General features: G+C 64.5%; 23 protein-coding genes. 10 read left to right on the top strand and 13 right to left on the bottom strand.

Annotation, left to right across the window (positions count from 1 at the left end; translation table 11 throughout):
• The first annotated feature begins 98 nt into the window (after nucleotides 1-98).
• Together J8I29_RS08980 and aspA are read left to right on the top strand one after the other, a co-directional pair.
• Nucleotides 99-986, top strand: a complete 888-nt coding sequence (locus J8I29_RS08980) for a LysR substrate-binding domain-containing protein (protein ID WP_209431393.1) — start codon at nucleotides 99-101, stop codon at nucleotides 984-986.
• 219 nt (nucleotides 987-1,205) lie between these two features.
• Complete coding sequence (gene aspA / locus J8I29_RS08975; protein WP_209431392.1) at nucleotides 1,206-2,630, top strand: aspartate ammonia-lyase; 1,425 nt, start codon at nucleotides 1,206-1,208, stop codon at nucleotides 2,628-2,630.
• A 19-nt stretch (nucleotides 2,631-2,649) separates the two neighbouring features.
• Here the strand turns inward: aspA and J8I29_RS08970 are convergent, their stop codons facing one another.
• Genes J8I29_RS08970 through J8I29_RS08960 form a run of 3 tightly spaced genes read right to left on the bottom strand, consistent with a single transcriptional unit; the run spans nucleotide 2,650 to nucleotide 4,246 of the window.
• Entirely contained in the window at nucleotides 2,650-3,144 is a 495-nt protein-coding gene (locus tag J8I29_RS08970; protein ID WP_105860907.1) for a GNAT family N-acetyltransferase, read from the bottom strand.
• A complete protein-coding gene (locus tag J8I29_RS08965) occupies nucleotides 3,141-3,668 on the bottom strand; it encodes a GNAT family N-acetyltransferase (protein WP_209431391.1) in 528 nt (175 codons plus the stop codon). Before J8I29_RS08965 ends, J8I29_RS08970 begins: the two co-directional genes overlap by 4 nt.
• Entirely contained in the window at nucleotides 3,665-4,246 is a 582-nt protein-coding gene (locus J8I29_RS08960; RefSeq protein ID WP_209431390.1) for a helix-turn-helix domain-containing protein, read from the bottom strand. Before J8I29_RS08960 ends, J8I29_RS08965 begins: the two co-directional genes overlap by 4 nt.
• 114 nt (nucleotides 4,247-4,360) lie before the next feature.
• Here J8I29_RS08960 and J8I29_RS08955 point away from each other — a divergent pair, with 114 nt between their 5' ends.
• Complete coding sequence (locus J8I29_RS08955) at nucleotides 4,361-4,933, top strand: SIS domain-containing protein (RefSeq protein ID WP_245196821.1); 573 nt, start codon at nucleotides 4,361-4,363, stop codon at nucleotides 4,931-4,933.
• Nucleotides 4,934-4,938: 5 nt separating this feature from the next.
• Here the strand turns inward: J8I29_RS08955 and J8I29_RS08950 are convergent, their stop codons facing one another.
• On the bottom strand, nucleotides 4,939-6,489 hold the full coding sequence (locus J8I29_RS08950; RefSeq protein ID WP_209431389.1) for a hypothetical protein: 1,551 nt from the start codon (nucleotides 6,487-6,489) through the stop codon (nucleotides 4,939-4,941).
• A gap of 743 nt (nucleotides 6,490-7,232) precedes the next feature.
• On the opposite strand from J8I29_RS08950, the gene J8I29_RS08945 reads away from it, so the two are divergent.
• The gene (locus J8I29_RS08945; RefSeq protein WP_209431388.1) at nucleotides 7,233-7,874 is read left to right on the top strand and encodes an alpha/beta family hydrolase; all 642 of its coding nucleotides are present in this window, start codon (nucleotides 7,233-7,235) and stop codon (nucleotides 7,872-7,874) included.
• A 9-nt stretch (nucleotides 7,875-7,883) separates the two neighbouring features.
• Here the strand turns inward: J8I29_RS08945 and J8I29_RS08940 are convergent, their stop codons facing one another.
• Nucleotides 7,884-8,684: an alpha/beta hydrolase gene (locus J8I29_RS08940; RefSeq protein ID WP_209431387.1), complete on the bottom strand. Its 801-nt coding sequence runs from the start codon at nucleotides 8,682-8,684 to the stop codon at nucleotides 7,884-7,886.
• Nucleotides 8,685-8,786: 102 nt separating this feature from the next.
• Here J8I29_RS08940 and J8I29_RS08935 point away from each other — a divergent pair, with 102 nt between their 5' ends.
• Nucleotides 8,787-9,182: a nuclear transport factor 2 family protein gene (locus tag J8I29_RS08935; protein ID WP_209431386.1), complete on the top strand. Its 396-nt coding sequence runs from the start codon at nucleotides 8,787-8,789 to the stop codon at nucleotides 9,180-9,182.
• Nucleotides 9,183-9,186: 4 nt separating this feature from the next.
• On the opposite strand, the gene J8I29_RS08930 is transcribed toward J8I29_RS08935, so the two are convergent.
• Nucleotides 9,187-9,675: a GFA family protein gene (locus J8I29_RS08930; RefSeq protein ID WP_105860901.1), complete on the bottom strand. Its 489-nt coding sequence runs from the start codon at nucleotides 9,673-9,675 to the stop codon at nucleotides 9,187-9,189.
• 93 nt (nucleotides 9,676-9,768) lie between these two features.
• Between J8I29_RS08930 and J8I29_RS08925 the strand changes: the two genes are divergently transcribed.
• From J8I29_RS08925 to J8I29_RS08915, 3 genes are all read left to right on the top strand, one after another.
• A complete protein-coding gene (locus J8I29_RS08925) occupies nucleotides 9,769-10,122 on the top strand; it encodes a lysozyme inhibitor LprI family protein (RefSeq protein WP_105860900.1) in 354 nt (117 codons plus the stop codon).
• Nucleotides 10,123-10,233: 111 nt separating this feature from the next.
• Entirely contained in the window at nucleotides 10,234-12,042 is a 1,809-nt protein-coding gene (lepA, locus tag J8I29_RS08920; RefSeq protein WP_105860899.1) for a translation elongation factor 4, read from the top strand.
• A 103-nt stretch (nucleotides 12,043-12,145) separates the two neighbouring features.
• Nucleotides 12,146-12,745: a transposase gene (locus tag J8I29_RS08915; RefSeq protein WP_209431385.1), complete on the top strand. Its 600-nt coding sequence runs from the start codon at nucleotides 12,146-12,148 to the stop codon at nucleotides 12,743-12,745.
• 204 nt (nucleotides 12,746-12,949) lie between these two features.
• On the opposite strand, the gene J8I29_RS08910 is transcribed toward J8I29_RS08915, so the two are convergent.
• Nucleotides 12,950-13,618, bottom strand: a complete 669-nt coding sequence (locus tag J8I29_RS08910; RefSeq protein ID WP_209431384.1) for a sulfite oxidase-like oxidoreductase — start codon at nucleotides 13,616-13,618, stop codon at nucleotides 12,950-12,952.
• Between the two features lie 88 nt (nucleotides 13,619-13,706).
• On the opposite strand from J8I29_RS08910, the gene J8I29_RS08905 reads away from it, so the two are divergent.
• The gene (locus tag J8I29_RS08905; RefSeq protein WP_209431383.1) at nucleotides 13,707-15,752 is read left to right on the top strand and encodes a M3 family metallopeptidase; all 2,046 of its coding nucleotides are present in this window, start codon (nucleotides 13,707-13,709) and stop codon (nucleotides 15,750-15,752) included.
• Between the two features lie 78 nt (nucleotides 15,753-15,830).
• On the opposite strand, the gene J8I29_RS08900 is transcribed toward J8I29_RS08905, so the two are convergent.
• The 6 genes from J8I29_RS08900 to J8I29_RS08875 form a co-directional block, all read right to left on the bottom strand.
• Nucleotides 15,831-16,637 carry a GNAT family N-acyltransferase gene (locus J8I29_RS08900; RefSeq protein ID WP_245196850.1) on the bottom strand — a complete coding sequence of 269 codons (807 nt, stop codon included), beginning with the start codon at nucleotides 16,635-16,637 and terminating at the stop codon, nucleotides 15,831-15,833.
• A 241-nt stretch (nucleotides 16,638-16,878) separates the two neighbouring features.
• Nucleotides 16,879-17,523, bottom strand: a complete 645-nt coding sequence (locus J8I29_RS08895; protein ID WP_209431382.1) for a Pr6Pr family membrane protein — start codon at nucleotides 17,521-17,523, stop codon at nucleotides 16,879-16,881.
• Nucleotides 17,524-17,658: 135 nt separating this feature from the next.
• On the bottom strand, nucleotides 17,659-18,312 hold the full coding sequence (locus J8I29_RS08890; protein WP_209431381.1) for a Pr6Pr family membrane protein: 654 nt from the start codon (nucleotides 18,310-18,312) through the stop codon (nucleotides 17,659-17,661).
• Between the two features lie 75 nt (nucleotides 18,313-18,387).
• The gene (locus J8I29_RS08885) at nucleotides 18,388-18,726 is read right to left on the bottom strand and encodes a hypothetical protein (protein ID WP_105860894.1); all 339 of its coding nucleotides are present in this window, start codon (nucleotides 18,724-18,726) and stop codon (nucleotides 18,388-18,390) included.
• A 103-nt stretch (nucleotides 18,727-18,829) separates the two neighbouring features.
• Nucleotides 18,830-20,368, bottom strand: a complete 1,539-nt coding sequence (locus J8I29_RS08880; protein ID WP_105860893.1) for a YifB family Mg chelatase-like AAA ATPase — start codon at nucleotides 20,366-20,368, stop codon at nucleotides 18,830-18,832.
• A 286-nt stretch (nucleotides 20,369-20,654) separates the two neighbouring features.
• Nucleotides 20,655-21,503 carry a nucleotidyltransferase domain-containing protein gene (locus tag J8I29_RS08875; protein WP_209431380.1) on the bottom strand — a complete coding sequence of 283 codons (849 nt, stop codon included), beginning with the start codon at nucleotides 21,501-21,503 and terminating at the stop codon, nucleotides 20,655-20,657.
• A gap of 486 nt (nucleotides 21,504-21,989) precedes the next feature.
• On the opposite strand from J8I29_RS08875, the gene J8I29_RS08870 reads away from it, so the two are divergent.
• Nucleotides 21,990-22,892, top strand: a complete 903-nt coding sequence (locus tag J8I29_RS08870) for an outer membrane protein (protein ID WP_348535995.1) — start codon at nucleotides 21,990-21,992, stop codon at nucleotides 22,890-22,892.
• Nucleotides 22,893-22,925: the final 33 nt, after the last annotated feature.

Here is a 22,925-nt window from a genome sequence, read left to right as displayed (position 1 = left end):
GCCAGAGCGGGAATGCGGCAGGGCCATGAGGAAGCCAAACATGGCAAACATCCGGCTCCTCGGCGCTTGCCCGACTGGTCACACAGGAAGGAACGGCCTTGGAACTGAAATGGCTTGAGGATTTCCTGAGCTTGGCTGAGACGCGCAGCTTTTCGCGCTCGGCGGCGGACCGCAACATCACCCAATCGGCCTTCAGCCGGCGCATAAGGGCGCTCGAGGTCTGGCTCGGCACAGAGCTCTTGGACCGCAGTACCTTTCCGATCACTCTGACCGCCGACGGCAGGCAGTTCCGCGAGACGGCGGAGGAAACGGTGCGCCTGCTCACCCTCAGCCGTTCGCAGTTCCGCAGCCGCCAGGAGGGCAGCAACCTGCCGGTTCTGGCCGTCACGGCGCTGCATGCCCTCTGCCTGACCTTCCTGCCGGGCTGGCTCACCGAAATCCGGCGCAAGGTCGGCCCGTTGAGGAGCCGGGTGCTGCCGGAGAATTTCCACACCTGCATCCAGGCCCTGGTGGAAGGGGGCTATGATGTCCTGCTCACCTTCCATCATCCCAATATCTCGGTGCCGCTCGATCCGGAGCGCTTCGCCTTTCTCACGGTGGGGCGCGACAGCCTGGTCGCGGTGGCGGCGCGCCCGGAACGCCGCAGCTGGCCGGCCGGCGACGACCGGGTGCCGCTCCTGCACTACTCGCGCGGTTCTTTTCTGGGCCTGCTCGCCGCCATCGCGCAGGCCCGCGAGGGCGCACCGGCGACCTATCTCGCCCATACCAATGAGGGCTCGATGGCCGAGGCCTTGAAGTTCATGGCGCTGGACGGCCATGGTGTGGCCTGGCTGCCGCGCAGCCTGGTTGCCGACGAGATCGCCGAGGGTTCCCTGACGGTGATCGCGCCGGAAATGCCGATGGATATCCGGCTCTACCGAAGCGCGGACCGCTCCCGGCCGTTCGTCGACCGTGTCTGGAGTGCGGCAACGGGGGCTTCCGGCTGAAGGTTATGCAGATTTGGAATAGGCTTTGCCGCGATAGCATTGGCGGGGAGTCCCGCTCAGGCGTATGAGCCTTTCCAGCCCGGCGGAACGGAGCCGGCAAAACAAGATCTGCCTCGTTCCGCTCCGCTCTTTCACCATTCACTGACGCGCGCCTGCGCGCCGCGCTGCAACTCGCCATGGCCTGGGGAGACCCTGGCGCATGGCCGGAGGAAACCTGCCTTGTCCGAGACCGCATTCCGCCTCGAGCACGATCTGCTGGGAGACCGCGAAGTGCCCGCGCACGCCTATTATGGCGTTCATACCCTGCGGGCCGTCGAGAATTTCCCGATCAGCGGCCAGACGCTCGCGACCTGCCCGGACCTGATCCGGGCCCTGGCCTCGATCAAGCAGGCGGCGGCGCTGGCCAATCGCGAACTCGGCCTGCTCGACGACAAGCGCACCGCCGCCATCGTGGCGGCCTGCGAGGAGATCAGGGCCGGGGCGCTGCACGACCAGTTCGTGGTCGATCTCATCCAGGGCGGTGCCGGTACTTCCACCAACATGAATGCCAATGAGGTGATCGCCAACCGGGCGCTCGAACTCCTCGGCCATCGGCGCGGCGATTATGGCCGGCTGCACCCCAACGAGCACGTCAATATGGGGCAGAGCACCAATGACGTCTATCCGACCTCGCTGAAGATCGCGGCCTGGTTCGGCATCGGCCGGCTGATCGAGGCGATGGGAGTTCTGCGCCGCGCCTTCGAGGCCAAGGCGGAGGAATTCGCCGACATCATCAAGATGGGCCGCACGCAGCTACAGGACGCCGTGCCGATGACGCTGGGCCAGGAATTCGGCACCTATGGGCTGATGCTGGCCGAGGACGAGGCGCGGCTCGCCGAGGCGGCCGGCCTGATTCGCGAGATCAACATGGGCGCCACCGCGATCGGCACCGGCATCACCGCCCACCCGCTCTATGCCGGTATCGTCTGCAGGCGCCTGGCCGAGATCACCGGCATCGACCTGATCACCGCGCCCAATCTGGTCGAGGCCACGCAGGACTGCGGTGCCTTCGTGCAGCTTTCGGGCGTGCTCAAGCGCGTCGCCGTGAAGCTCTCCAAGACCTGCAACGATCTGCGCCTGCTCTCCAGCGGACCCCGGGCCGGGCTCAACGAGATCAACCTGCCGGCGCGCCAGGCCGGCTCCTCGATCATGCCGGGCAAGGTCAATCCGGTGATTCCGGAAGTGGTCAACCAGGTCGCCTTCGAGGTGATCGGCAACGACGTCACCATTTCCTTCGCGGCCGAGGCCGGGCAGCTCCAGCTCAACGCCTTCGAGCCGATCATCGCCTACAGCCTGTTCCGCAGTGTCGAACATCTGCGTGCCGCCTGCCTGACGCTGGAAAAGAATTGCATTACCGGCATCACCGCCAATCGCGAGCGCCTGCGTGCCGGCGTCGAGCAGTCGATCGGCATCGTCACGGCCCTCAATCCCTATATCGGCTACCGCCATGCCACCGAAGTGGCGATGGAGGCGCATGCCACCGGGCGCGGTGTCTACGAGCTCGTGCTGGAGAAAGGGCTGATGCCGCGCGAACGGCTCGATGCCGTGCTGCGGCCGGAGAACCTCACCCGGCCGCAGCCCTTGGAGATGAAGCTGGAGCCGTGATTGTCAAGGTCTGCCGGCATCAGCCGTTCAGCGTCTTCTGCATGAAGACGAGGTCGAGCCAGCGCCCGAATTTCTGGCCGACTTCGGGCATGCGCGCCGTTTCGGCGAAGCCGAAGCGCCGGTGCAGGGCGAGCGAGGGCTCGTTCCCGGCCTCGATGCCGCCCAGCATGACATGCTTGCCGGCATCGCGGGCCGTGCCGATCAGGGCGTCCAGCAGGGCGGCTCCGGCGCCCTGGCGGCGTGCCGCCCCGGCGACATAGATCGAGTGCTCGACCGTGTGGCAATAGCCGTCGAAAGGTCGCCAGTCGCCATAGCTGGCATAGCCGATCGCTGTCCCCTCGGCGTCGGCGACGAGGATGGGATAGCCCTGGCTCCTGCGCATCTCGAACCAGGCCCGGCGGTTGTCGAGGTCGACGGTGTTCCAGTTCCAGATCGCCGTCGAGTTCAGTACGGCGTCATTATAGATGGCGAGGATATCGGGCAGGTCGTCCGGGGTGGCGGGGCGGATGATCATCGATCCAAATCTTTCCAGAACAGGGTGGTGTCGCAATAGCCGCCCTGCGGCCAGAGCGCATAGCGCGGGATGACGCCGGCCTTCTGCCAGCCGAGCCTGTGATAGAGCCGCTCGGCCGAAGAGCCGGTGGCGGTGTCGAGGCAGAGCACGATGCGTCCTTTCGCCCGGGCGCTCTCCTCCAGGGCAGCCATCAGTGCGCCGGCGATGCCGAGATTGCGGCCGCGCCGATGCACCATCAGTTTCTGCACGTCGGCGCGATGGGGCTGGTTCGGGCGGTTTTCCGGGCTCAGCAGCACGGTGCCGACCGGCTGGCCGTCAAGATAGGCGACATGCAGCAGCGTGCTGCCCTCGGCCACCCGTGCGGCGACGCCGCGCCAGAAGGCCTCGGCTTCCTCACGGGGGAGCGGCAGCATGAAGCCGATGGAGGCATCCCCCTCGACGCAGTCGATCAGGATCTCCGCCAAGGCGGGAACGAGCGCCTCGGCCTGTTCGGGGGTTGCGATGGCGATATGAAGGGCGGTCATCGGGAAACCTGTCGCGAGGGGCAGAGCATGACGCAGTAATGCGCCGGCCCATCGCCCGGATTGTGGAACATCACGAGCTTGTCGAGGCGCATATGCAGACAGTCGCCCGTCTGGAGCGGAAAGGTTTCGCCATCGACCGTCATGGTGAGGCTGCCCGATTGCAGCCAGACCAGCTGATCGAAGGGCGTCGCCTGCGGTTCGAAGGGAATCAGGGCACCGGCGGGGAGCTCGACCTCGACAAGGTCGAGGATGCCATTGGCCGTGGCGGGTGAAACGGAGCGGCGCAGATAGCCGGTGGCCGGATCGCGCCAGAGCGGCTGCTCGGCCCGGCGCGCCAGCGGCGAGGCGGCAGGCTGGGCTGTCGCGAACAGGGTCGACAGGCTCACGCCGAGGCCGCCGGCGAGGCGGGCCAGCAATTGGGCGGTGGCACTCGACTCGCCGCGCTCGATGCGCGAGATCATGGCACGGCTGACGCCGCTGGCCGCGGCGAGCTGATCGATGGTCAGGTGCATCCGGCCACGCAACGCCTTGATGCGGCCGCCCAGCTCCCTGTCGATGGCGGTATCGGTCGATTCCATAATGTGAGATTATTTATCCAGTATAGTGGAGTCAAGGCGGAAGAGCCTGTTGCGGATCGTCCGGGACGCGCCTAAACCTTCGTTCGTTTTCTTAAGCAACAAATTGGACCTGCCATGCCTGCCATGACGGAGACCATTCCCGCCCTCAGCCTGCGCGCGCTCGATGATCTTGCCGCCGTTGTGAAGGCCCTTCCTGCCGAGGCTGCCGACGGCCTGATCGAAGCACTCGCCACGGCGGGCCGCATCGCCATCTACGGCGCGGGCCGCGAGGGACTGCAGATGCGCGGCCTCGCCATGCGCCTGTTCCATCTCGGGCTCGACGTCCATGTCGTCGCCGACATGACCGTGCCGCCGATCGGTCCGGGTGACCTCCTCTTCGTGTCGTCCGGGCCCGGCGCTTCCAATGTCGGCGATGCCTTGATCGGCGTAGCCCGCACGGCCGGCGCCCAGGTTGCGGTGGTCACGGCCCAGCCCGAGGCGCGCACGCCCAAGCTCGCCGACATCGTCTTCACCATTCCAGCCCAGACCATGGCGGATGACCGGGGCGGCGGGGTTTCGGTGCTGCCGATGGGCTCGCTGTTCGAGACGGCGCAGATGCTGGTGTTCGAGATCATCGTGCTGAAGCTTCGTGATCGTCTCGGCGAAACCGCCGAGACGATGCGGGCGCGTCACACCAATCTGGAGTAACGCCGTCAAGCCGCCGGCGAGGCCTGGTCCTTGAGAAAAGCAGTGACGGCGTCTGAAAAACCATAGCCGTCGAAGGCGGGAAGCGGCACGCCGTGCTCGATCAGGGCCCGTGCGCAGCCGACATAGTCCTGCGGTACGGTGCCGGCGATATCCTCCGCCTGGCTGGCATAGGAGAGCGTGCCGATGACGTTGGCGCCGAAGCCATGCTCGGTGCGCCAGTCGGCTCCCTCCTCCAGGAGCAGGCGCAGCATGGCGGCATCGCCCTGGAACATCGCCTTGTTCAGGGCCGTCGCCGACCATTCATGCTCCTTCACCTCGCGGGGCCAGCCCAAAGCGAGCATGACGCGAACGGCCTCGATCGCACCATTGCCGGCCAGCAAGGGCAGGGTCCGTAACTGCCTCTCGCTGAGGCGGGCAAGAATGTCGGGCTCTCTGGCGAGGATTTTGGCGGCTGCCGCCCGGTCTGCCCTCGTGCAGGCCGCGACGAAGGCCTCTTCCTGCGTGAGGTCCTCGTGAACACCCAGCGCCTCCAGCATCTCGACCACGTCAGTGCGGCCCTGCTCCTGGGCAAAGCGATAGAGGCTCATGCCGTCATCGTTGGTCGCGCGCGGGTCGGCGCCCGCGTCCAGCAAGGCCCGGACATGGGCGCTGGAGCGTCCGCGCAGGATGGCATGGTGGATCCAGGCCCGTTCGTTGGCGTCGCCGCCATGGGCGAGCAGCAGCCGGAGCGTGTCGAGCTTGTCGAAATCGAGCACGCGGCCCAGCGCATTGGTGCCGGTGACGCGCGCCCCGGCCGCGAGCAGCAGGCGCGTGCAGGTGTCGCTCGGGCCTTCGACAGAATGATAGAGCGATTCATTGTCGTCGGGATTGGCGCCGGCCTTGAGCAGCAGCCGGGTCATCGCCTCGTCATGGGTGCGGCCGGCTGCGCCATAGAGCACCGAAAGCGGTGAATCCGGCCAGCGCGGATCCGTCCAGCTGGCGTTGACGTCGGCGCCATGGGCGAGCAGCAGGCGGGCGCAGGCGAGTAGCGGCTCCCTGAAGCCGGGTTCCCGGATCAGGCCGGAGTGGGTGACGCCGATCAGCGGCGGCATGGCGAGGGGGCCGCCGCTGCGGTTCACGAAGGCCGGGTCTTCGGCGATCGAGGCCCTGAGCCGGACCTCGTCGCCGGTAATGCAGGCGAGCCAGGGATCCTGCGCGAACAGGGCCGGCTGTTCGGCGAGGGTGCGGCGCGCCAGCTGACGCTGGACGGCATGGCCCTCCAGCACCCAGGCGAGCCAGGTTCGCAGCCTTTCCGCCGTGGCGCTGCGCGTCCACTCGACATAATGCTTGAGCTCGCTCCAGGACCGGAAGCCGTAGTCGCGCGCGACCACGGACTGCGCGTCGTGCAAGGTGAGTTCCTGGACGGCGAGCGTTGCCGGGTCGACGCCGCGCGCCGAAGGCAGGATCGCGGCGAAATGGCGAAGGGCCTCGGCCTCGCCATTACGGGCCGCGCGCAGGAGCTGCTTGGCCCGGTTCTTGAGATGCGAAAGGGCCGGCGAAGCCGGAAGGGTCTTCATGGTGCCTCCATGTGCGCAGGGCCGAAGACCCGCAATCGGCTGCACAGGGGCAGGTCGTCTGATGTCGATGATGGTGAGGGGGCTGAGCCCTTCCCGCGGGTCCGGTGGCGTCTCGCAGCGCCGAAGCGGAGCTTAGGATTTTTCCAGCCCGGATGGAAGTCTCGCCCAGCCAGGGAGCGGCGGGCCGGCGGCCCGAAGACGACGTCCTGTCCGCAGGGCCGCGGTCTCGCCAGGATTTCGAAGCGTCCTGGCCTGCCCTTCCAGCCGACAAATATGCAATTCAAACAATTTGAATAATAATTATGGCTACAAATCGAGCCCCTAAGCCTATTGTTGATTGCCATGACCTTCAGTCTCGATAATATGAAGGTATGAGTGACGGAAGGTAGTTGCGTGTCGACGGCCCGGGCGGGATCGATCAAAGTGTCAACCGTCTCGATCGAACAAGCGGCGTATTGGTAACTGGGCAAGCCGGTGCCAGGCGGAATTGGAGGAAATAATGTCCTGGTTGGTTTGCATCCTCCTATACTGTTCATCTTCCTTGATCATGGCTTCCTTGCTCGGGCAATTGCTGCGGGAGGAACGCGTGTCCTGAATGCAAGAGCATTCAAAGTTTTCTTTCCTTCTCGAAGGCACAAGCCAGCCCATCTCCACGGCAATTGCATGAATCACCGCGCCTGCCTTTGATGGTGGCAGGGCGCGCCGTCGGTGTGCCGTCACCCGAACAGCCTCCAGGTATCGACATGGCACATCGCTTCCTCATGGATGGACCCGAGGATGCGGGGATCACCCTCCTGCTCGCGCACGGTGCCGGCGCACCGATGGACTCGGCCGCAATGTCTGCCAGCGCCGGAGCGCTCGCTGCAGCCGGATTGCGGGTTGCCCGGTTTGAATTCGACTATATGGCAGCCCGGCGCCAATCGGGCGCGCGCAAGCCGCCGCCGCGGGCCGAGACGTTGGAAGGCGAATACCACGCCGCCATCGAGGCCTTGGGGACGGCGGGGCCTCTCGTCATCGGCGGCAAATCGATGGGCGGCCGCGTGGCCAGCATGATCGCCGACGATCTCCATGCCAAGGGCCGCATCGCCGGCCTGCTCTGCCTCGGCTATCCCTTTCATCCCATCGGCAAGCCCGCGCAATTGCGCACCGCTCATCTGGCGGAAATGCGCACACCGGCCTTGATCGCCCAGGGAACGCGCGATCTTTTCGGCACGCGGGAGGAGGTCGCGACCTATGCCCTGTCGCCCCGTATCGAAATTCTCTGGCTGGAGGATGGCGACCACGACCTCAAGCCGCGCAAGGCGGTCTCCGGCTTTTCGGCCGCCGACCATCTTGCGACCCTGGCGGCGGCCGTTTCGGCCTGGGCTTCGCGCCTTAACGCCTGATCGGGCCGGTCAGGAAGGGAGCTTGCCGAGGAAGTCGAGCACCGCCCGGTTGAAAAGCGCCGGCCGCTGCAGCGGTGCGAAGTGGCTCACGCCCGGCAGAATGGTCAGCCTCGCGCCGGGAATGGTGCGGGCGAGATAGGCGGCATGCTCGGGGCGGATGAACTCGTCATGCTCGCCCAGCACGATTTCGACCGGCACATCGATCGCGGCTAGATCGTTCGCGCTATAATTCGGCTGGCTGGCCATCATCTCGCTGACGGCGGCGACGAAAGGCTCGAAACTGTCGGGCGTGGCCGAGAGCGCGGCATAGTCATGGCGGTGCCGGGCAAAGCAGCGATCAAGCGCTTGGCTCGGCTCCATCTCCTTGGTGCCGCTGGGGTCCATGTTACAGGCGAAGAAGAACACGCCTGCCGCACGCTCCGGATGCTCGGAGGCCAGGACCAGGGCGATGCAGGCGCCATCGCTCCAGCCGACGAAGCGGGCCTGGCCGAGGCCGAGCCGATCCATCACGGCCAGCACGTCCGAGGCCATCAGCTCGTACGAATAGGGCCGGTCGTCACGCGTGCTGCGGCCATGGCCGCGGCTGTCGGCCAGCACGACGCGATAGCCGGCGGCTCGCAGGTCCCGCAGCTGGTAGCCCCAATTGCCAGAATGGCCGAGGCCGCCATGTAGGAGGATCACCGGCGGCCCGTCACCATAGGAAGCATGCCAGATGCGGACACCGTCATGATCCAGCCATCCCTCGATGTCACCCTTTGGCAAGGGTGGCGCGCCATGGGCGTGAAAATGGCTGAGATCGTCGTCTTCCATATGCCTTGCTCCCGCCAGACCCAAAATCTGATTGCAATATGAAAGCAGATGGCTAAGATGCACTGCTTGTGAAGCGCAATCACTCTAACCAGGGAGACGATGATGTCCAGCCTCTCTGCTCATAAGCCCGCCGAGTACGATCCGATCACGGTCGTGCGGAAGGTCTACAAGGCCTATGTCGACGGCAACCGCGCTGCCATCGAGCCGTTGATCGCGCCCGATTTCCATTTCTCCAGCCCACGCGACAACCGGCTCGATCGTGACACCTATTTCCAGCGCTGCTGGCCAAATAGCCAGGCCATCACCGGTTTCGATTTCGTCCATCTGCTCGCCGACGGGGATCGGGTCTTCGTCACCTATGAGGGCCGTGGAAACCAGGGAGGCTTCCGTAATACCGAAGTCCTCACGGTGCGCGGCGGACAGGTGGTCGAGGCAGAGGTCTATTTCGGCTGGTCGCTGCCGCACAGGGCGCCGAAAGGCGGCTCCCTGCCGTCCTGAGGCCTCATTCACTCAGCAGGCCGTGGCGCCTGTGCCATTCCTCCAGCGATTCGGCTGGCCAGGTCTGGCAATGGATATGGCCGGCGCCGCTGGGGACGTCGACCCAGTCAGGCGCATAGGCGAGGGCTGCCTCGACCACCTCGGGCGGCCTGGGCAACGGGGTGTCGATCGCCGAGGCATGCGGATGGATCAGCTCCGGCCAGCGCGGATCCCACAGCCAGAGCGCGCTGCCGCATTCCCCGCAGAAATTGCGTTCGGCCGGCGAACGCTGGTCGGGCTGTCCTTCCTCGCGCAGGACGGCGTGATAGATGCGCAGATGTTCGCGGCCCTCGACCTTCAGGCTCTTGGCATGGGCACCGAGATTGATGGCATAGCCGCCCGACCCCGCCGTCTTGCGGCAGATCGAGCAATGGCAGTGCATGAAGGGGGCGGGGCTCATCGCCTCGACGCTGAACGTCACGGCGCGGCAATGGCAGGATCCTTTCAGCAGCATGAGCGTTTCCCTAATCTGTTTGGTTCAAACCGATGGCAGGCCATGGGGTTCCAGCCGGCGCCCCGCCGCCATCAAAACCGGAAAGGATGACCCTTGAAAGGCAGATTCCTCATCATCGCCACGGTCGCGCTGCTGTTCCCCTGCGTTGCGCAGGCGGGGGACTACGCACCTCTCGACTGCGCCAAGGCGGCTTCCCCCGCCGAAAAGGCCGTCTGCGGCAACTATGCCCTGGGCCAGGCCGAGGCCCGCATGGCCACGCTCTATGGCATCTCGATGTCCCTGGTGGCCATGGGGCAGCGCGGCAATATCGGAGAGGCCCAGCAGGCCTGGATCAAGACGCGTGAAGCCTGCGGCGCCGATACCGCCTGCCTCGACAAGGTCTATGGCGAGAGGATCGGCGCGCTGGACGAGGTCATCCGCAACATCGCGTCGCACGGCCCGTTCTAGAACAGGGTTTGGCAGGCCAACAGAGCCGGCAGGCCCCGCAAACGGGGCCTCCAGCGGCCTGATGCCCCATTTGCCCTTGGCGCGCTCATCCCTTCCTGCTATTGCGCGCGGATGAGCGAAGAACTGATCGAAAATATCCGGAATTTCTCCATCGTGGCCCATATCGACCACGGCAAGTCCACCCTTGCCGATCGTCTGATCCAGGCCACGGGCACGCTGACCGACCGCGAAATGGTCGAGCAGGTGCTCGATTCCATGGATATCGAGCGTGAGCGCGGCATCACCATCAAGGCGCAGACCGTGCGCCTGAACTACCGCGCCCAGGACGGCAAGGACTACGTTCTCAATCTGATGGACACGCCCGGCCATGTCGACTTCGCCTATGAGGTCTCGCGCTCGCTCGCGGCCTGCGAAGGCTCGCTCCTGGTGGTCGACGCCTCCCAGGGGGTCGAGGCGCAGACGCTCGCCAATGTCTATCATGCCATCGACGCCAATCACGAACTGGTGCCGGTGCTCAACAAGATCGACCTGCCGGCGGCCGAGCCCGACCGCATCAAGCAGCAGATCGAGGACGTGATCGGCATCGACGCCTCCGAAGCCGTGCCGATCTCGGCCAAGACGGGCCTCAATATCGATCAGGTGCTGGAAGCCATCGTCACCCGCCTGCCGCCGCCCAAGGGCGACCGCAACGCCCCGCTCAAGGCGCTGCTGGTCGATAGCTGGTATGATGCCTATCTCGGCGTGGTCGTGCTGGTGCGCATCTTCGACGGCACCCTCAAGAAGGGCCAGCGCGTCAAGATGATCGGCACCAATGCCCAGTATGAGGTCGACCGCCTCGGTGTCTTCAGGCCGAAGATGCAGAACATCGCCGAACTCGGCCCGGGCGAGATCGGCTTCATCACCGCCTCGATCAAGGAAGTCGCCGATACCCGCGTCGGCGATACCATCACCGACGACCGCAAGAACAATTCCGTACAGCCGCTGCCGGGCTTCAAGCCGGCGCAGCCGGTGGTCTTCTGCGGCCTCTTCCCGGTCGATGCCGCCAATTTCGAGGATCTGCGCGCCGCCATGGGCAAGCTGCGCCTCAATGACGCCAGCTTCTCCTTCGAGATGGAATCCTCGGCCGCGCTGGGCTTCGGCTTCCGCTGCGGCTTCCTCGGCCTGCTCCATCTGGAAATCATCCAGGAGCGCCTGGAGCGCGAGTTCAATCTCGACCTGATCGCCACCGCCCCCTCGGTGATCTACAAGATCAACATGACCGACGGCTCGCAGATCGAGCTGCATAATCCCGTCGACATGCCGGATGTGGTGAAGATCGCCTCGATCGAGGAGCCCTGGATCCGCGCCACCATCCTGACGCCGGACGACTATCTCGGCTCCATCCTCAAGCTCTGCCAGGAGCGCCGGGGCATCCAGGTCGATCTCAACTATGTCGGCAAGCGTGCCATGGTCCAGTACGACCTGCCGCTGAACGAGGTGGTGTTCGACTTCTACGATCGCCTGAAGTCGGTGTCGAAGGGCTACGCCTCCTTCGATTATCACCTTACGGACTATCGCGAGGGCGATCTCGTCAAGATGCAGATCCTGGTCAATGCTGAGCCGGTGGATGCGCTCTCCATGCTAGTGCACCGCGACCGGGCCGAAAGCCGTGGCCGCGCCATGTGCGAGAAGCTGAAGGACCTGATCCCGCAGCACATGTTCGTCATCCCGATCCAGGCGGCCATCGGCGCCAAGATCATTGCGCGAGAGACCATCCGGGCCCTGCGCAAGGACGTCACCGCCAAGTGCTATGGCGGCGACATCACCCGCAAGCGCAAGCTTCTGGAGAAGCAGAAGGAAGGCAAGAAGAAGATGCGGCAGTTCGGCAAGGTCGACATCCCGCAGGAAGCCTTCATCGCCGCGCTCAAGGTGGACGGCTAGGGGGGCGCGTGCTGGGATCGCCGGCTTTCCAGCCGGCTCTTGGAAACGAAGTGCGCGCTGACTGAAAGGCAGGCTGGAAGCCTGGCGGCCCTGAAGGACAAGCATGAGACCCTTGCCCGAGTGGCATTCGCGAGGCTATCTGCCGCATTGGGAAGCGGGCGAAACACCGCAGTCCATTACCTTTCGCCTTGCCGATTCGCTGCCTCGGCACGTTGTTGAGAAATGTCTTCAGGATATTTCAGACCTGCCGGATGATCAGGCAAAATTCGAGCGGCGCAAGCATTTGGAGGAGGCCCTGGACCGGGGATATGGTGAGGCCTTTCTGACGGGTCATTCGATCGGGCGAATAGTGTCGGATGCTTTGCTTCACTTCGATGGTGAGCGCTACCGGCTCCACGCCTGGTGCATCATGCCCAATCATGTACATGTCCTGGCCACCCCTTTGGATGGCGCTTCGGTCGCCGGTTTGGCTCAGTCATGGAAAGGGTTCACGGCAAGGCATGTCAATCAGTATCTCGGTCGATCGGGACCGGTCTGGTTCCGCGACTATTTCGACCGCCGAATTCGTAATGAGCGGCATTTTGAGGCAGCGCGTTTCTATATCGAGAACAATCCCGTGAAAGCGGGACTATGCGAACAAGCACATAACTGGCCGTGGTCAAGTGCGTCTCATGCCCGGATGATCGGCCATACAGCCGGCTAAGATAGCGCGATACTCCAGAGCGTTTTGCGATTTGGCGGAATCGCCAAGAATCGCAAAGACGTGTTCAACCAAAAAGTTAGAGTAAATAAGTGTTTCCGTCTAAACGCGCTTTGCTCTAGGACCGCCGGCTTTCCGGCCGGTTCCTTCTTCGTGAAACCCCGCATTTTCAAGGGCCGGCTGGAAAGCCGGCGGTCCCAGGCGTTTTCACTCGCTATAGCGCTCTTCCCGCCAGGGATCGCCGCGATTGTGATAGCCGCGCACTTCCCAGAAACCCGGCTTGTCGTGGCTTGAGAATTCGATGCGGGTCAACCATTTGGCGCTCTTCCAGAAATAGAGCCGGGGCACCACGAGCCGCACCGGGCCGCCATGGTCCGAGGTCAGCGGCTTGCCCTCCCAGGCATGGGCGATCAGGACGTCCTCGGCGAGAAAATCCTGCATCGAGAGGTTGGTGGTGTAGCCGTCGGCCGAATGCAGCACGACATGGCTCGCCTCCGGCTTGGGACGGACGATTTCGGCGAGAGCCAAGGCAGGCAGGCCCTCGAAATGATTGTCGTAGCGCGACCAGGTGGTGACGCAGTGGATGTCGCAGACTTGCGTGACCTGGGGCTGCGCCGAGAATTGGGCGAAGTCCCAGACGACCGGATGTTCGACCGCCCCGAAGATGTCGAGCTGCCAGCGCGCCTTGTCGATGCTGGGCAGCAGGCCGAGATCGAGCACCGGCCAGTCCCTGACCAGATGCTGGCCCGGCGGCAGGCGGTCGCTCTCGGGCCGGGAAGGCCGGCCCGTGAGGAACTTGCCGGCCTGGGCCCAGAGCTGCTTGGTGCGGGTGAGCTTGGAATCGGCCGGCGTCGCCGGGTCGTTTTCATCGGCCATGGTGCCCTCCAAAATCAAAAGATAATGCATATTTCGATGGAGGGAAGGTCGGCTGCTATAAGGGCCGTACCCGAATCGAGGCTCTTGCATGTCCGCTGATACCAATCCCCTGCTCGCCCGCTGGTCCGCCGCCTTCGACGCCCCGCCTTTCGCCGAGATCCGCACCGAGCATTATCGCCCGGCCTTCGAGGCGGCGCTGGCCGAGAACAGGGCCGAGATCGATGCGATCGCGGGCAACGCCGCCGAGCCGAGCTTCGACAACACGCTGGCGGCGCTGGAACGATCGGGCCGGGCGCTCGACCAGGTCGCCTCGGTGTTCTTCAACCTGGCGGGCTCCGATACCAATGACGAGTTGCAGGCGATCGAGCGCGAGATGGCGCCGGTCCTGTCGCGCCACCATACCGCGATCTATCTGAACGATGCCCTGTTCCGCCGCATCGACACCGTCTTCTCCAGGCGCGGCGAGCTCGGCCTGTCGCCGGAGCAGGCCCGGGTGCTCGACCGCTACCACACCGCCTTCCGCCGAGCCGGCGCCGGCAAGCCGGAAGCGGTCAAGCAACGCCTGGCCGCGATTTCCGAGCGCCTTGCCAGCCTCGGCACCCAGTTCGGGCAGAACGTGCTGAAGGACGAGAAGGCCTGGTCGATGAAGCTCGACGGCGAGGCCGATCTTGCCGGCCTGCCCGATTTCCTGCGCGCCGCCAGCGCCAGCGCGGCCGCAGATCGCGGCGAGAGCGGCCATGCCGTCACGCTGTCGCGTTCGCTGATCGAGCCTTTCCTGCAGTTCTCCGCCCGCCGCGACCTGCGCGAGACGGCGTTCAAGGCCTGGCTGGCTCGTGGCGAAGGCGGCGGCGAGACGGACAATCGTGCCTTGATCGCCGAGATGGTGGCGCTGAGGGCCGAGCGTGCCAAGCTCTTGGGCTACCCGACCTTCGCCCATTATCGGCTCGACGATTCGATGGCCCGCACGCCCGAGGCGGCGCTCGATCTCCTGCGCTCGGTGTGGCAGCCGGCGCGTGCCCAAGCCGAACGCGAGCGCGCAGGCCTCGAAGCCCTTGCGGCCGGTGAAGGCGACAATATCGCGCTTCAGGCCTGGGACTGGCGCTATTATGCCGAGAAGAAGCGCCGCCAGGAATTCGACCTGGACGAGGCCGAGCTCAAGCCCTATCTGCAGCTCGACAAGATCATCGAAGCGGCCTTCGACACGGCCCGGCGCCTGTTCGGCATCACCTTCACCGAGCGCAAGGACGTGCCGGTCTATCATCCCGACGTCAGGGCCTTCGAGGTGACGGATGCGGGCGGCGCAAGCATCGGCCTGTTCTATGGCGACTATTTCGCCCGGCCCTCCAAGCGCAGCGGCGCCTGGATGAGCGCCTTCCGCAGCCAGGAGCGGCTGAACGGCGCCATCAGCCCGATCATCGTCAATGTGATGAATTTTGCCCGCGGAGCGGATGGGCAGCCGACCCTGCTGTCCTTCGATGATGCCCGTACCCTGTTCCACGAGCTCGGCCACGGCCTGCACGGCCTGTTGTCGGACGTGACCTACCCTCTGCTCTCGGGCACCAGCGTGCCGCGCGATTTCGTCGAATTTCCCTCCCAGCTCTACGAGCACTGGCTCGAACAGCCCGAAGTGCTGCAGCGCTATGCCGTGCACTACAAGACGGGCGAGCCGATGCCGAAGGCGCTGCTCGATCGCCTGATCGCCAGCCGCACCTTCAACCAGGGCTTCGCCACCGTGGAATATGTCTCTTCCGCCTTGGTCGATCTGGAAATGCATCTTTTGGCGGAAGCCGAGGGTTTCGACGTCGGCGCCTTCGAAGCCAAGGTGCTGGCCGAGATCGACATGCCCCGGGCCATGGTGATGCGCCACCGCCCGCCGCATTTTCAGCATGTCTTTTCAGGGGAAGGCTACTCCTCGGCCTATTATTCCTATCTCTGGTCGGAGGTGCTCGATGCCGACGGCTTCGACGCCTTCGTCGAAAGCGGCGACATCTTTGATGGCGAGACGGCCCGCCGGCTCAGAGAGTTCGTCTATGCCGCCGGCAACCGGCAGGATGCGGCGCAGGCCTATCGCGACTTCCGCGGCCATGATCCCAAGCCCGAGGCCTTGCTGAAGAAGCGCGGGCTGGCGGCGTAGTGGTGTGCCGGTCTTCAGACCGGCTTTTACCCCTTTGTCGATCGTCTTGGAGATGCCGGCCTGAAGACCGGCACACCACTACGCTGCGTGGCGCTCGGCGCCGGCGCCGAAATGATCGACATAGCGGGCGCTGATCTTCTCGACCGGCAGGACCACCAGCACATCGGTGGTGCCGAACTGGTGGTCGACCACCGCACCGTCGCCGAAGGTGGCGCCCAGGCGCAGATAGCCCTTGATCAGCGGCGGCAAGGCATGCAGGGCCCGCTTGACGTCGATGCCCTCCTTGGCGATGCGGTTCATCGAGACATAGCGCTCCGGCACGGCCTTGACGCGCCATTCGCCCTCAGCGGCAGCATGGTGGTGCAGGAAGGCCAGCGGCAGGGCAAGGCGGCTCGGGTCGGTGCCCTCCAGGCTGGCGCAACCCAGCATCACGTCGATCTTGTGGTGCAGCACATAGGTCCAGATGCCGTGCCAGAGCAGTTCCACCGTGCGCTTGTTGCGATAGGCCGGCAGCACGCAGGAGCGGCCGAGTTCGAGGAAGCGGCGGCCGGGGTGGGCCGATATCAGCGGCTCGATGGCGTATTCGGCCGCCGAATAGAAGCCGCCATGGCGTTCAGCCACGTCCTGGCGCAGCAGGCGATAGGTGCCGACGACGCGGCCGCCCGGTTTGCCCAGCTTGGTGGGAGCGTCATGGTCGATGACCAGCAGGTGGTCGCACAGCGTGTCATAGTCGTCGCGGTCACGCCTGGAGATCAGGGACAGCGCATCGGGAATGGCCGCCATCTCCTCGTAGAACACCTGATAGCGCAGCTTCTGCGCCTTCTTCACGTCCCTTGCGGTCTCAGCCAGCCGCACTTCCAGGGAACCGATGCGTCCGAGAGTCATCGGCAAACCGATATTCTCGATGCGGCGCTGGCGCAAGGCGGGCTTGAGCCGGCGGCGCGGCGCCAAGGGCACGATGCCGGCCGGCAGCTTGCTGCCCCAGCCGCGCGGATTGATCATTGCAAACAAGCCTTTCGGCGTCGTGCTCGGCATATGGCGCCCCTGCCCAAATCCCCATCCAAGAAGCATCATCACAATTTTCGTACGGATTTGTGACAACAGGCCGCAGTATCGTCTTACCCGGTCACGTGCTCCTTGCCGGCGCCATGGCGCGGTCGATCGCCACCACGATCATTCCCAGCACCAAGAAACCCGCCAGGATGAGCAGGCCATTGGCAAGCGCGCCGCCATAGCCGAGAACCGAGACGTCACCGAAGGGATAGAGATAGCGGCCGCTCAGCGCGCCGTAGAGCAGCGAATAGGCGACATAAAGCAGAGGGTAGAGCATCCACGCCACGGGATCGCGCCAGCGCAATTGCCCCTTCGGCACGAAGAGGAGCCAATAGAGCACGAAAAGCACCGGCACGACGCGATGCAGGGTGTCGTCCGCCAGGCGATCCAGGCCATGAGTCTCGCGCAGCCCGGTGAGGAGGGCAGCGAAGATCGCGCCGACCACGAAGATGTAGATGGCCGCGGCGGCCCGGGTCCCCGGCCGGGTCAGCAAGCCGTTCCGCTCCCCGAGAAGGGCACTGGCGCCGGCCACGATCGCCACCAGCGTGTTGGTGAGGACGGTGAAATAGCTGAAGACGAGGACGACGCCATCGAGAGCGCTGCGTCCCTGCGCCTGCACGCTCTCGACGCCCAGCAGCACCTGCAGCACTACGGCGCCGCCGGCAAGGAGGGCGATCATCCCGGCGAAGAGACGGCCGAGCCTTGGATTGCCTGTCACGCCGCACCTCTTTCCAGCCGGAATCGGGGCCGGTGCTGTCGGTTCCTGTTGCCGCATCGTTTTTCCCGAAAACCGGCGCCCCTTTTTTGGCCGGTACTCCAGCAGAAAGAGGTGCCATCATGATACCTCTGACGGTCAGGAGCGCAACTGGACGGCAGACCTCGCCAGGGCGCGATCGATCGCCACCAGCACCAATCCGACGAGATAGAAGGCAAGGAGGATGAGGGCGGCATTGCCGAGGGCCCGGGGATAGCCGAGCACCGGCACGTTGGAGAAGGGGTAGAGATAGCGGCCCGTCAGCGCGCCATAGACCAGGGAGTAGACGACGTAGAGTGCCGGGAAGATCAGCCAGGCCAACGGATCGCGCCACGCCAGATGACCCTTCGGCACGAAGAGAAGCCAATAAAGCGTGAAGAGCACCGGCACCACCCGGTGCAGAGCGATGTCGACGGGGACGGCAAGGCCCGTCAGCTGCCGCAATCCGGCGAGAAGCACGGCATAGATCACGCCGACGATGATGATGTAGACGGTGACCGCCGCCCGCGTCGACGGTTTGGTCAGGAAGCCTGCTGCCTCGCCGCACAGGGCGCAGGCGGTGGCGACCACGGCCAGGATCACATTGGTCTGCAACGTGAAATAGCTGAACACGGTGACGAGGCCGTCCAGCGCCGTGCGGCCCCTCGCCATCACGGCTCCGACCACGATCCAGGCGCGCAGGGCCACGGCGAGCCAGGCGGTGATGGCGATCAGCGCCACGAAAAGGCGTCCGGTTGCCTGGCTGCCCGTCATGAATCACCTCGATCGCTGCTGCGGCTGGCAGCTCAGTCTAAGCCGCATCGGCCGAGGCTGGCCAGCCCGCTGCGATCAATAGGGATCGCTGCGCTCGAGGATCTCCTGGCCCATCAGCACGCAGTCGCCGGGGATCTGGGCATAGATCAGGCGCATGCGGTAATTGCCCTTGTAGATCGAGCCCTCGACCTCGATCACGTCGAACCGACCCTTGCCGGCCAGGGCGCCCACGGTGCCGACCGCCTTGACGCTGCCGGGGTCGACCGTGGCGCGGTCGTCATTGTCGGAATGGAAGGCGAGCAGTTTCTGGGCCTGCTTCACGGCGGCATCGGCGCAGCGAGGGCGCGGAGCGGCCTGGGCGGCAACGGTGCCGGCGAGCAAGGCGAGGCAGGCGAGAAAGACGGGATGGCGCATGAAATGTCTCGGGTGAACTCGGCTGGGTACCTGCAGATAGCGGCTTCGCGGCCGCGTCGCCAGTCTGTCGCTGCTCGCGATGCCGCGGTGGTGAAGGTCGGACCTATGCCAGCACCGTGGCCCTGTCCGTCCGCGCCCGGTAGCTGAGCGCCTCGGCGATGTGGATGCGGCCGACATCGGCCTCGCCGTCGAGATCGGCCAAAGTACGCGAGACCCTGAGCACGCGGTGGAAGCCGCGGGCCGACAGGCGCATGGCTTCCGAGGCGTCGCGCAAGAGTTTGGTCGCCGCGGCATCGGGGCGGGTGACCTCCTCGACCACACTGACCGGCACGCTGGCATTGGTGGAGCCGTCGGGCAGGCCGAGCGCACGATAACGCTGGGCGGCGCGGTCCCGGGCCTCGGCCACCCGGGCCGCGACCTCGGCCGAACCCTCGGCGGGCGGCGGCAGGATGAGGTCGGCGGCCGAGACGGCCGGCACCTCGACGACGATGTCGATGCGGTCGAGCAGCGGGCCGGAGATGCGGGCCTGGTAGTCGGCGGCGCAGCGCTCCACCGGCCCGCGCCGGCAGGCGAAGCCGGGATCGTTGGCCTTGCCGCAGCGGCAGGGGTTCATTGCCGCCACGAGCTGGATCCGCGCCGGATAGGCGACGCGGGCATTGGCCCTGGCGATCACCGCCTCGCCCGATTCCAGCGGCTGGCGCAGGGCATCGAGGGTCTGCGGCGCGAATTCCGGCATCTCGTCCAGGAAGAGCACGCCGTGATGGGAGAGCGAGACTTCGCCCGGCCGGGCATGGATGCCGCCGCCGATCAAGGCTGCCATCGAGGCCGAATGGTGCGGGGCGCGGAAGGGCCGCCGGCTGGTGAGCTCGCCGCCGGCGAGCTGGCCGGCCACCGAATGGATCATCGAGATCTCCAGGAGCTCGGCCGGCATCAGCGGCGGCAGGATCGAGGGGAGCCTGGCCGCCAGCATCGATTTGCCGGAGCCGGCCGGACCGATCATCAGGAGATTATGCGCGCCGGCCGCCGCCACCTCCAGCGCACGCTTGGCGGTCTCCTGGCCCTTGATGTCCTTGAGGTCGGGCAGGGCGGCCGGCGCGGCGGCGATGCGCGGCTGCGGGCGGGAGAGCAATTGCGTGCCCTTGAAATGATTGACGAGCTGGATCAGCGAGCGCGGCGCGAGAATGTCCATCTCGGGGCTCGCCCAGGCCGCTTCCGGCCCGCAGGCGGCCGGGCAGATCAGGCCGAGCCCGCGGCCGTTGGCCGCGACGGCCGATGGCAGCACGCCGGCGACCTTGGTGATGGTGCCGTCGAGGCCGAGCTCGCCCAGCACGCAATAGCCTTCCAGCGCGTCATGCGGAATGGCGCCGATGGCCGCCATCACCCCGAGGGCGATGGGCAGGTCGAAATGCGAGCCTTCCTTGGGCAGGTCGGCCGGGGCGAGATTGACGGTGATGCGCTTGGCCGGCAGGGCCAGGCCGGCCGCGGTCAGGGCGGCGCGCACCCTTTCGCGCGCCTCCGACACCGCCTTGTCCGGCAGGCCGACGATGGTGAACACCACCGAACCGGTCATGATCTGGACCTGCACGTCGACCTGGCGCGCTTCCACGCCCTCGAATGCCACCGTCGCGACGCGCGATACCATCTCGTTTCCCCGTCAGCCTGCCCGACGATAGCGAGGAAGCGCGGCATCGCCAAGCGGAAATGAGAACAAAGCGTGATTCTGGGGACGCGTAGCCCCATGGCGATCGCGGCAGCCGCCCGGCGGGGAATCGGGCGGCCATTTTTGTCTGCGGAACCGCTCTCACCAAACGCCCGGGGCAATCGTCACGGGGCGGCAGTCGTGCGACGATGCTCTTGGATGGAATGGTCCGGATCGCGTGCACAGCTGCTGCGATCGGCGAGGCGCAATTCGCGCACCAGCAGCGAAACTACGGACAAACGTCGGCGCTATTGTCTCGTCTCGTGTCATGCAGTTCAACGCGGGTTTTGCAGGTTACGTTCCGGATGAAGTCGCGAAGAAGTTCAGGCATTGCTTTTGTTGGCTGCGACGGCGGATCATCGGACCTCAGGTCCATATAGATGTCGATGGATGCCTCAATGGCCCTCTGAACGGACGAGGGGTTGTTCTCGGCGATGGTTGCAGGAAGTCGCCCGTGCTCGTCCAATCCGAGCGCTTCGAGGCGTCTCACACCCCGCTGGTTTTTGCCTGCGCGGCGATACAATAACGGCCCCAGAACCTGCTCGCGGAAGAAGGCAAGCATACCAATTGCCTCGTAAAGTTCGCCGCGAGCAAGTTTGGTGGCCGCATAGTGCAGCCAGATCCAGGTCCGCGTCTCGAACCACTCCGAGGGATGATTGGGCCATGCTACCGTCCCGGCTTGAACACGGGCCTCGATGCCCGCCGGTTCCCTGGCAAACAAGATTGCCCGCCTCTCGATCTGATGATCGAGGTCAGATTTCAAAACAAATTTCAGGTCGACATGCAGAAGCGGGGGGCCGTAGAGGCAGATGAGAAGACGCGGCTCGCCGACGTGCTCGCCCGTGAAGGCGTTGACCAGATCAGGCAGGGCGTTGGCGAAGGCCAGTCGCGTCGCCATGACGTCCGCATAGCTTTCGTCGTTGACTACAATGACGAAGTCCAGGTCGGAATGCTCATCGAGGCCGCCATGAATGTACGATCCTCCTATCAGAAGGGCGCTTAGTCGATTGTCGGACGCTACCGCATTGCGGACGCGTTCGAGGTAGTTCGCATGAGTTTGAGGAAGATTGCTGGGCATCTGTTTCTCCTTGCCAGCACCTCAGGATAGAACAGGCGGCGCGCCTATCACAACTCGCTTTTCGAGCTGGCATCATCGCTTTACGATGGCGAACGCGCCATTGGGTCGAAAGACGACAAACGGGATCGTGCAGCTCTGTGTGCTGTTGGCGCATTGTTGCGGTCAATTCTGCAGCCGCAGCTTTCGGAGCGGTCCGCCGCGCTGCTCCACATTCAGTCGCAGCTACTTCGATCGGCGAGTCGCAATTTATTCGATCGAGTCGCATCTATTTCGAGAAATGACATCTGGATTATTGTCGTTGGCCGCAACGGGACGGTTCCCGGCTTTCGCCATTCGTACCTCTCAATGGATGTGGAAAAAAATCACGAGGCCCTATCCGGGCTCTTCATTCTTGGCCGGGGGCTCTCCTCATGAGTGAGGCGCGACATACTGAAATTATATTGTTCAATTGCAGATTAATTGAAGTTTTTCTGAATATCCTCTTATGTGAAGGCGCTTTTCTCTGAGGACTTCGGCTGTTCAAGTTTTGTTACAGAGAATTTTTTCGAACTGTTGCTCGTTGGCAACATGATTCCTATGAAATCGAGGCTATTGATAAGGAAAGTTCATATTTGGAATCTTGCTATGCGTAAGTTTCTCATTGCCTCTTCCTCGTTTTTTTGTCTCACTGGCGCAGCTATGGCCGCCGATCTTGCCCCGGCTGCTGTTGAGCCGCTTGCACCGGTAGCAGTTCCGTTCAGTTGGACGGGATTTTATGTGGGCGCCAATGCCGGGTATGGCTGGAATAACGATGACGCTACCCTGGATGGCCTCGGCGGTCCCGAGTGGGACCCTTACTATTCGGATGCGCTCGGCAAGAAAGACCTGTCAGTAGACGGCTTTGTTGGCGGCGCTCAAGTCGGATACAATCGCCAGATTGGCCAGTTTGTCGTCGGCGTCGAAGCAGACTTCAACTATTCCGACATGACGGATAAATCCACGATGCGGAATCCAAACGGACGTGCCGGTGCCTACACCTATCGTCAGTCGTCCTCCATCAAGTGGTTTGGAACCGTCCGCACACGTGTCGGTTATGCGTTCGATCGCTTCCTGCCATACGTCACCGGCGGTCTATCTTACGGCAAAGTCGACGTCGCACACGACGAGCAATTCTTCGGCACGCGCTACGCGGGCTCTGCCAGCACGACAAAAGCAGGCTGGACTCTTGGCGCGGGCCTTGAATATGCGGTAACGGACGCCTGGACGGTCAAGGCCGAGTATCTCTATTTTGACCTCGGTGAGGTGAAGAGTATCGCCCTCCCTTCCCCCGCCAACCCACCATTTTCTCAGCGGTATTCTCAGGATGTTACCGGGCAGATTGTGCGCCTCGGGGTCAACTACAAGTTCTGATCGCATAGCTGACGCTCCCGCCGGCTGGCGGGG

Origin of the sequence: Labrys sp. LIt4, from assembly GCF_017813775.1 — a bacterium.
Lineage (GTDB): Bacteria > Pseudomonadota > Alphaproteobacteria > Rhizobiales > Labraceae > Labrys > Labrys okinawensis_A.
This window is presented reverse-complemented; position numbering and strand designations above follow the sequence as displayed.

Coding starts and splice junctions, on each gene's coding strand:
- J8I29_RS08880 (WP_105860893.1), bottom strand. CDS start 20,368: ATGGTATCGCGCGTCGCGACGGTGGCATTCGAGGGCGTGGAAGCGCGC.
- J8I29_RS08940 (WP_209431387.1), bottom strand. CDS start 8,684: ATGGAAGACGACGATCTCAGCCATTTTCACGCCCATGGCGCGCCACCC.
- J8I29_RS08935 (WP_209431386.1), top strand. CDS start 8,787: ATGTCCAGCCTCTCTGCTCATAAGCCCGCCGAGTACGATCCGATCACG.
- J8I29_RS08965 (WP_209431391.1), bottom strand. CDS start 3,668: ATGACCGCCCTTCATATCGCCATCGCAACCCCCGAACAGGCCGAGGCG.
- J8I29_RS08875 (WP_209431380.1), bottom strand. CDS start 21,503: ATGCCCAGCAATCTTCCTCAAACTCATGCGAACTACCTCGAACGCGTC.
- J8I29_RS08890 (WP_209431381.1), bottom strand. CDS start 18,312: ATGACGGGCAGCCAGGCAACCGGACGCCTTTTCGTGGCGCTGATCGCC.
- J8I29_RS08955 (WP_245196821.1), top strand. CDS start 4,361: ATGCCTGCCATGACGGAGACCATTCCCGCCCTCAGCCTGCGCGCGCTC.
- J8I29_RS08945 (WP_209431388.1), top strand. CDS start 7,233: ATGGCACATCGCTTCCTCATGGATGGACCCGAGGATGCGGGGATCACC.
- lepA (WP_105860899.1), top strand. CDS start 10,234: ATGAGCGAAGAACTGATCGAAAATATCCGGAATTTCTCCATCGTGGCC.
- J8I29_RS08900 (WP_245196850.1), bottom strand. CDS start 16,637: ATGACTCTCGGACGCATCGGTTCCCTGGAAGTGCGGCTGGCTGAGACC.
- J8I29_RS08930 (WP_105860901.1), bottom strand. CDS start 9,675: ATGCTGCTGAAAGGATCCTGCCATTGCCGCGCCGTGACGTTCAGCGTC.
- J8I29_RS08915 (WP_209431385.1), top strand. CDS start 12,146: ATGAGACCCTTGCCCGAGTGGCATTCGCGAGGCTATCTGCCGCATTGG.
- J8I29_RS08970 (WP_105860907.1), bottom strand. CDS start 3,144: ATGATCATCCGCCCCGCCACCCCGGACGACCTGCCCGATATCCTCGCC.
- J8I29_RS08950 (WP_209431389.1), bottom strand. CDS start 6,489: ATGAAGACCCTTCCGGCTTCGCCGGCCCTTTCGCATCTCAAGAACCGG.
- J8I29_RS08905 (WP_209431383.1), top strand. CDS start 13,707: ATGTCCGCTGATACCAATCCCCTGCTCGCCCGCTGGTCCGCCGCCTTC.
- J8I29_RS08885 (WP_105860894.1), bottom strand. CDS start 18,726: ATGCGCCATCCCGTCTTTCTCGCCTGCCTCGCCTTGCTCGCCGGCACC.
- J8I29_RS08910 (WP_209431384.1), bottom strand. CDS start 13,618: ATGGCCGATGAAAACGACCCGGCGACGCCGGCCGATTCCAAGCTCACC.
- J8I29_RS08960 (WP_209431390.1), bottom strand. CDS start 4,246: ATGGAATCGACCGATACCGCCATCGACAGGGAGCTGGGCGGCCGCATC.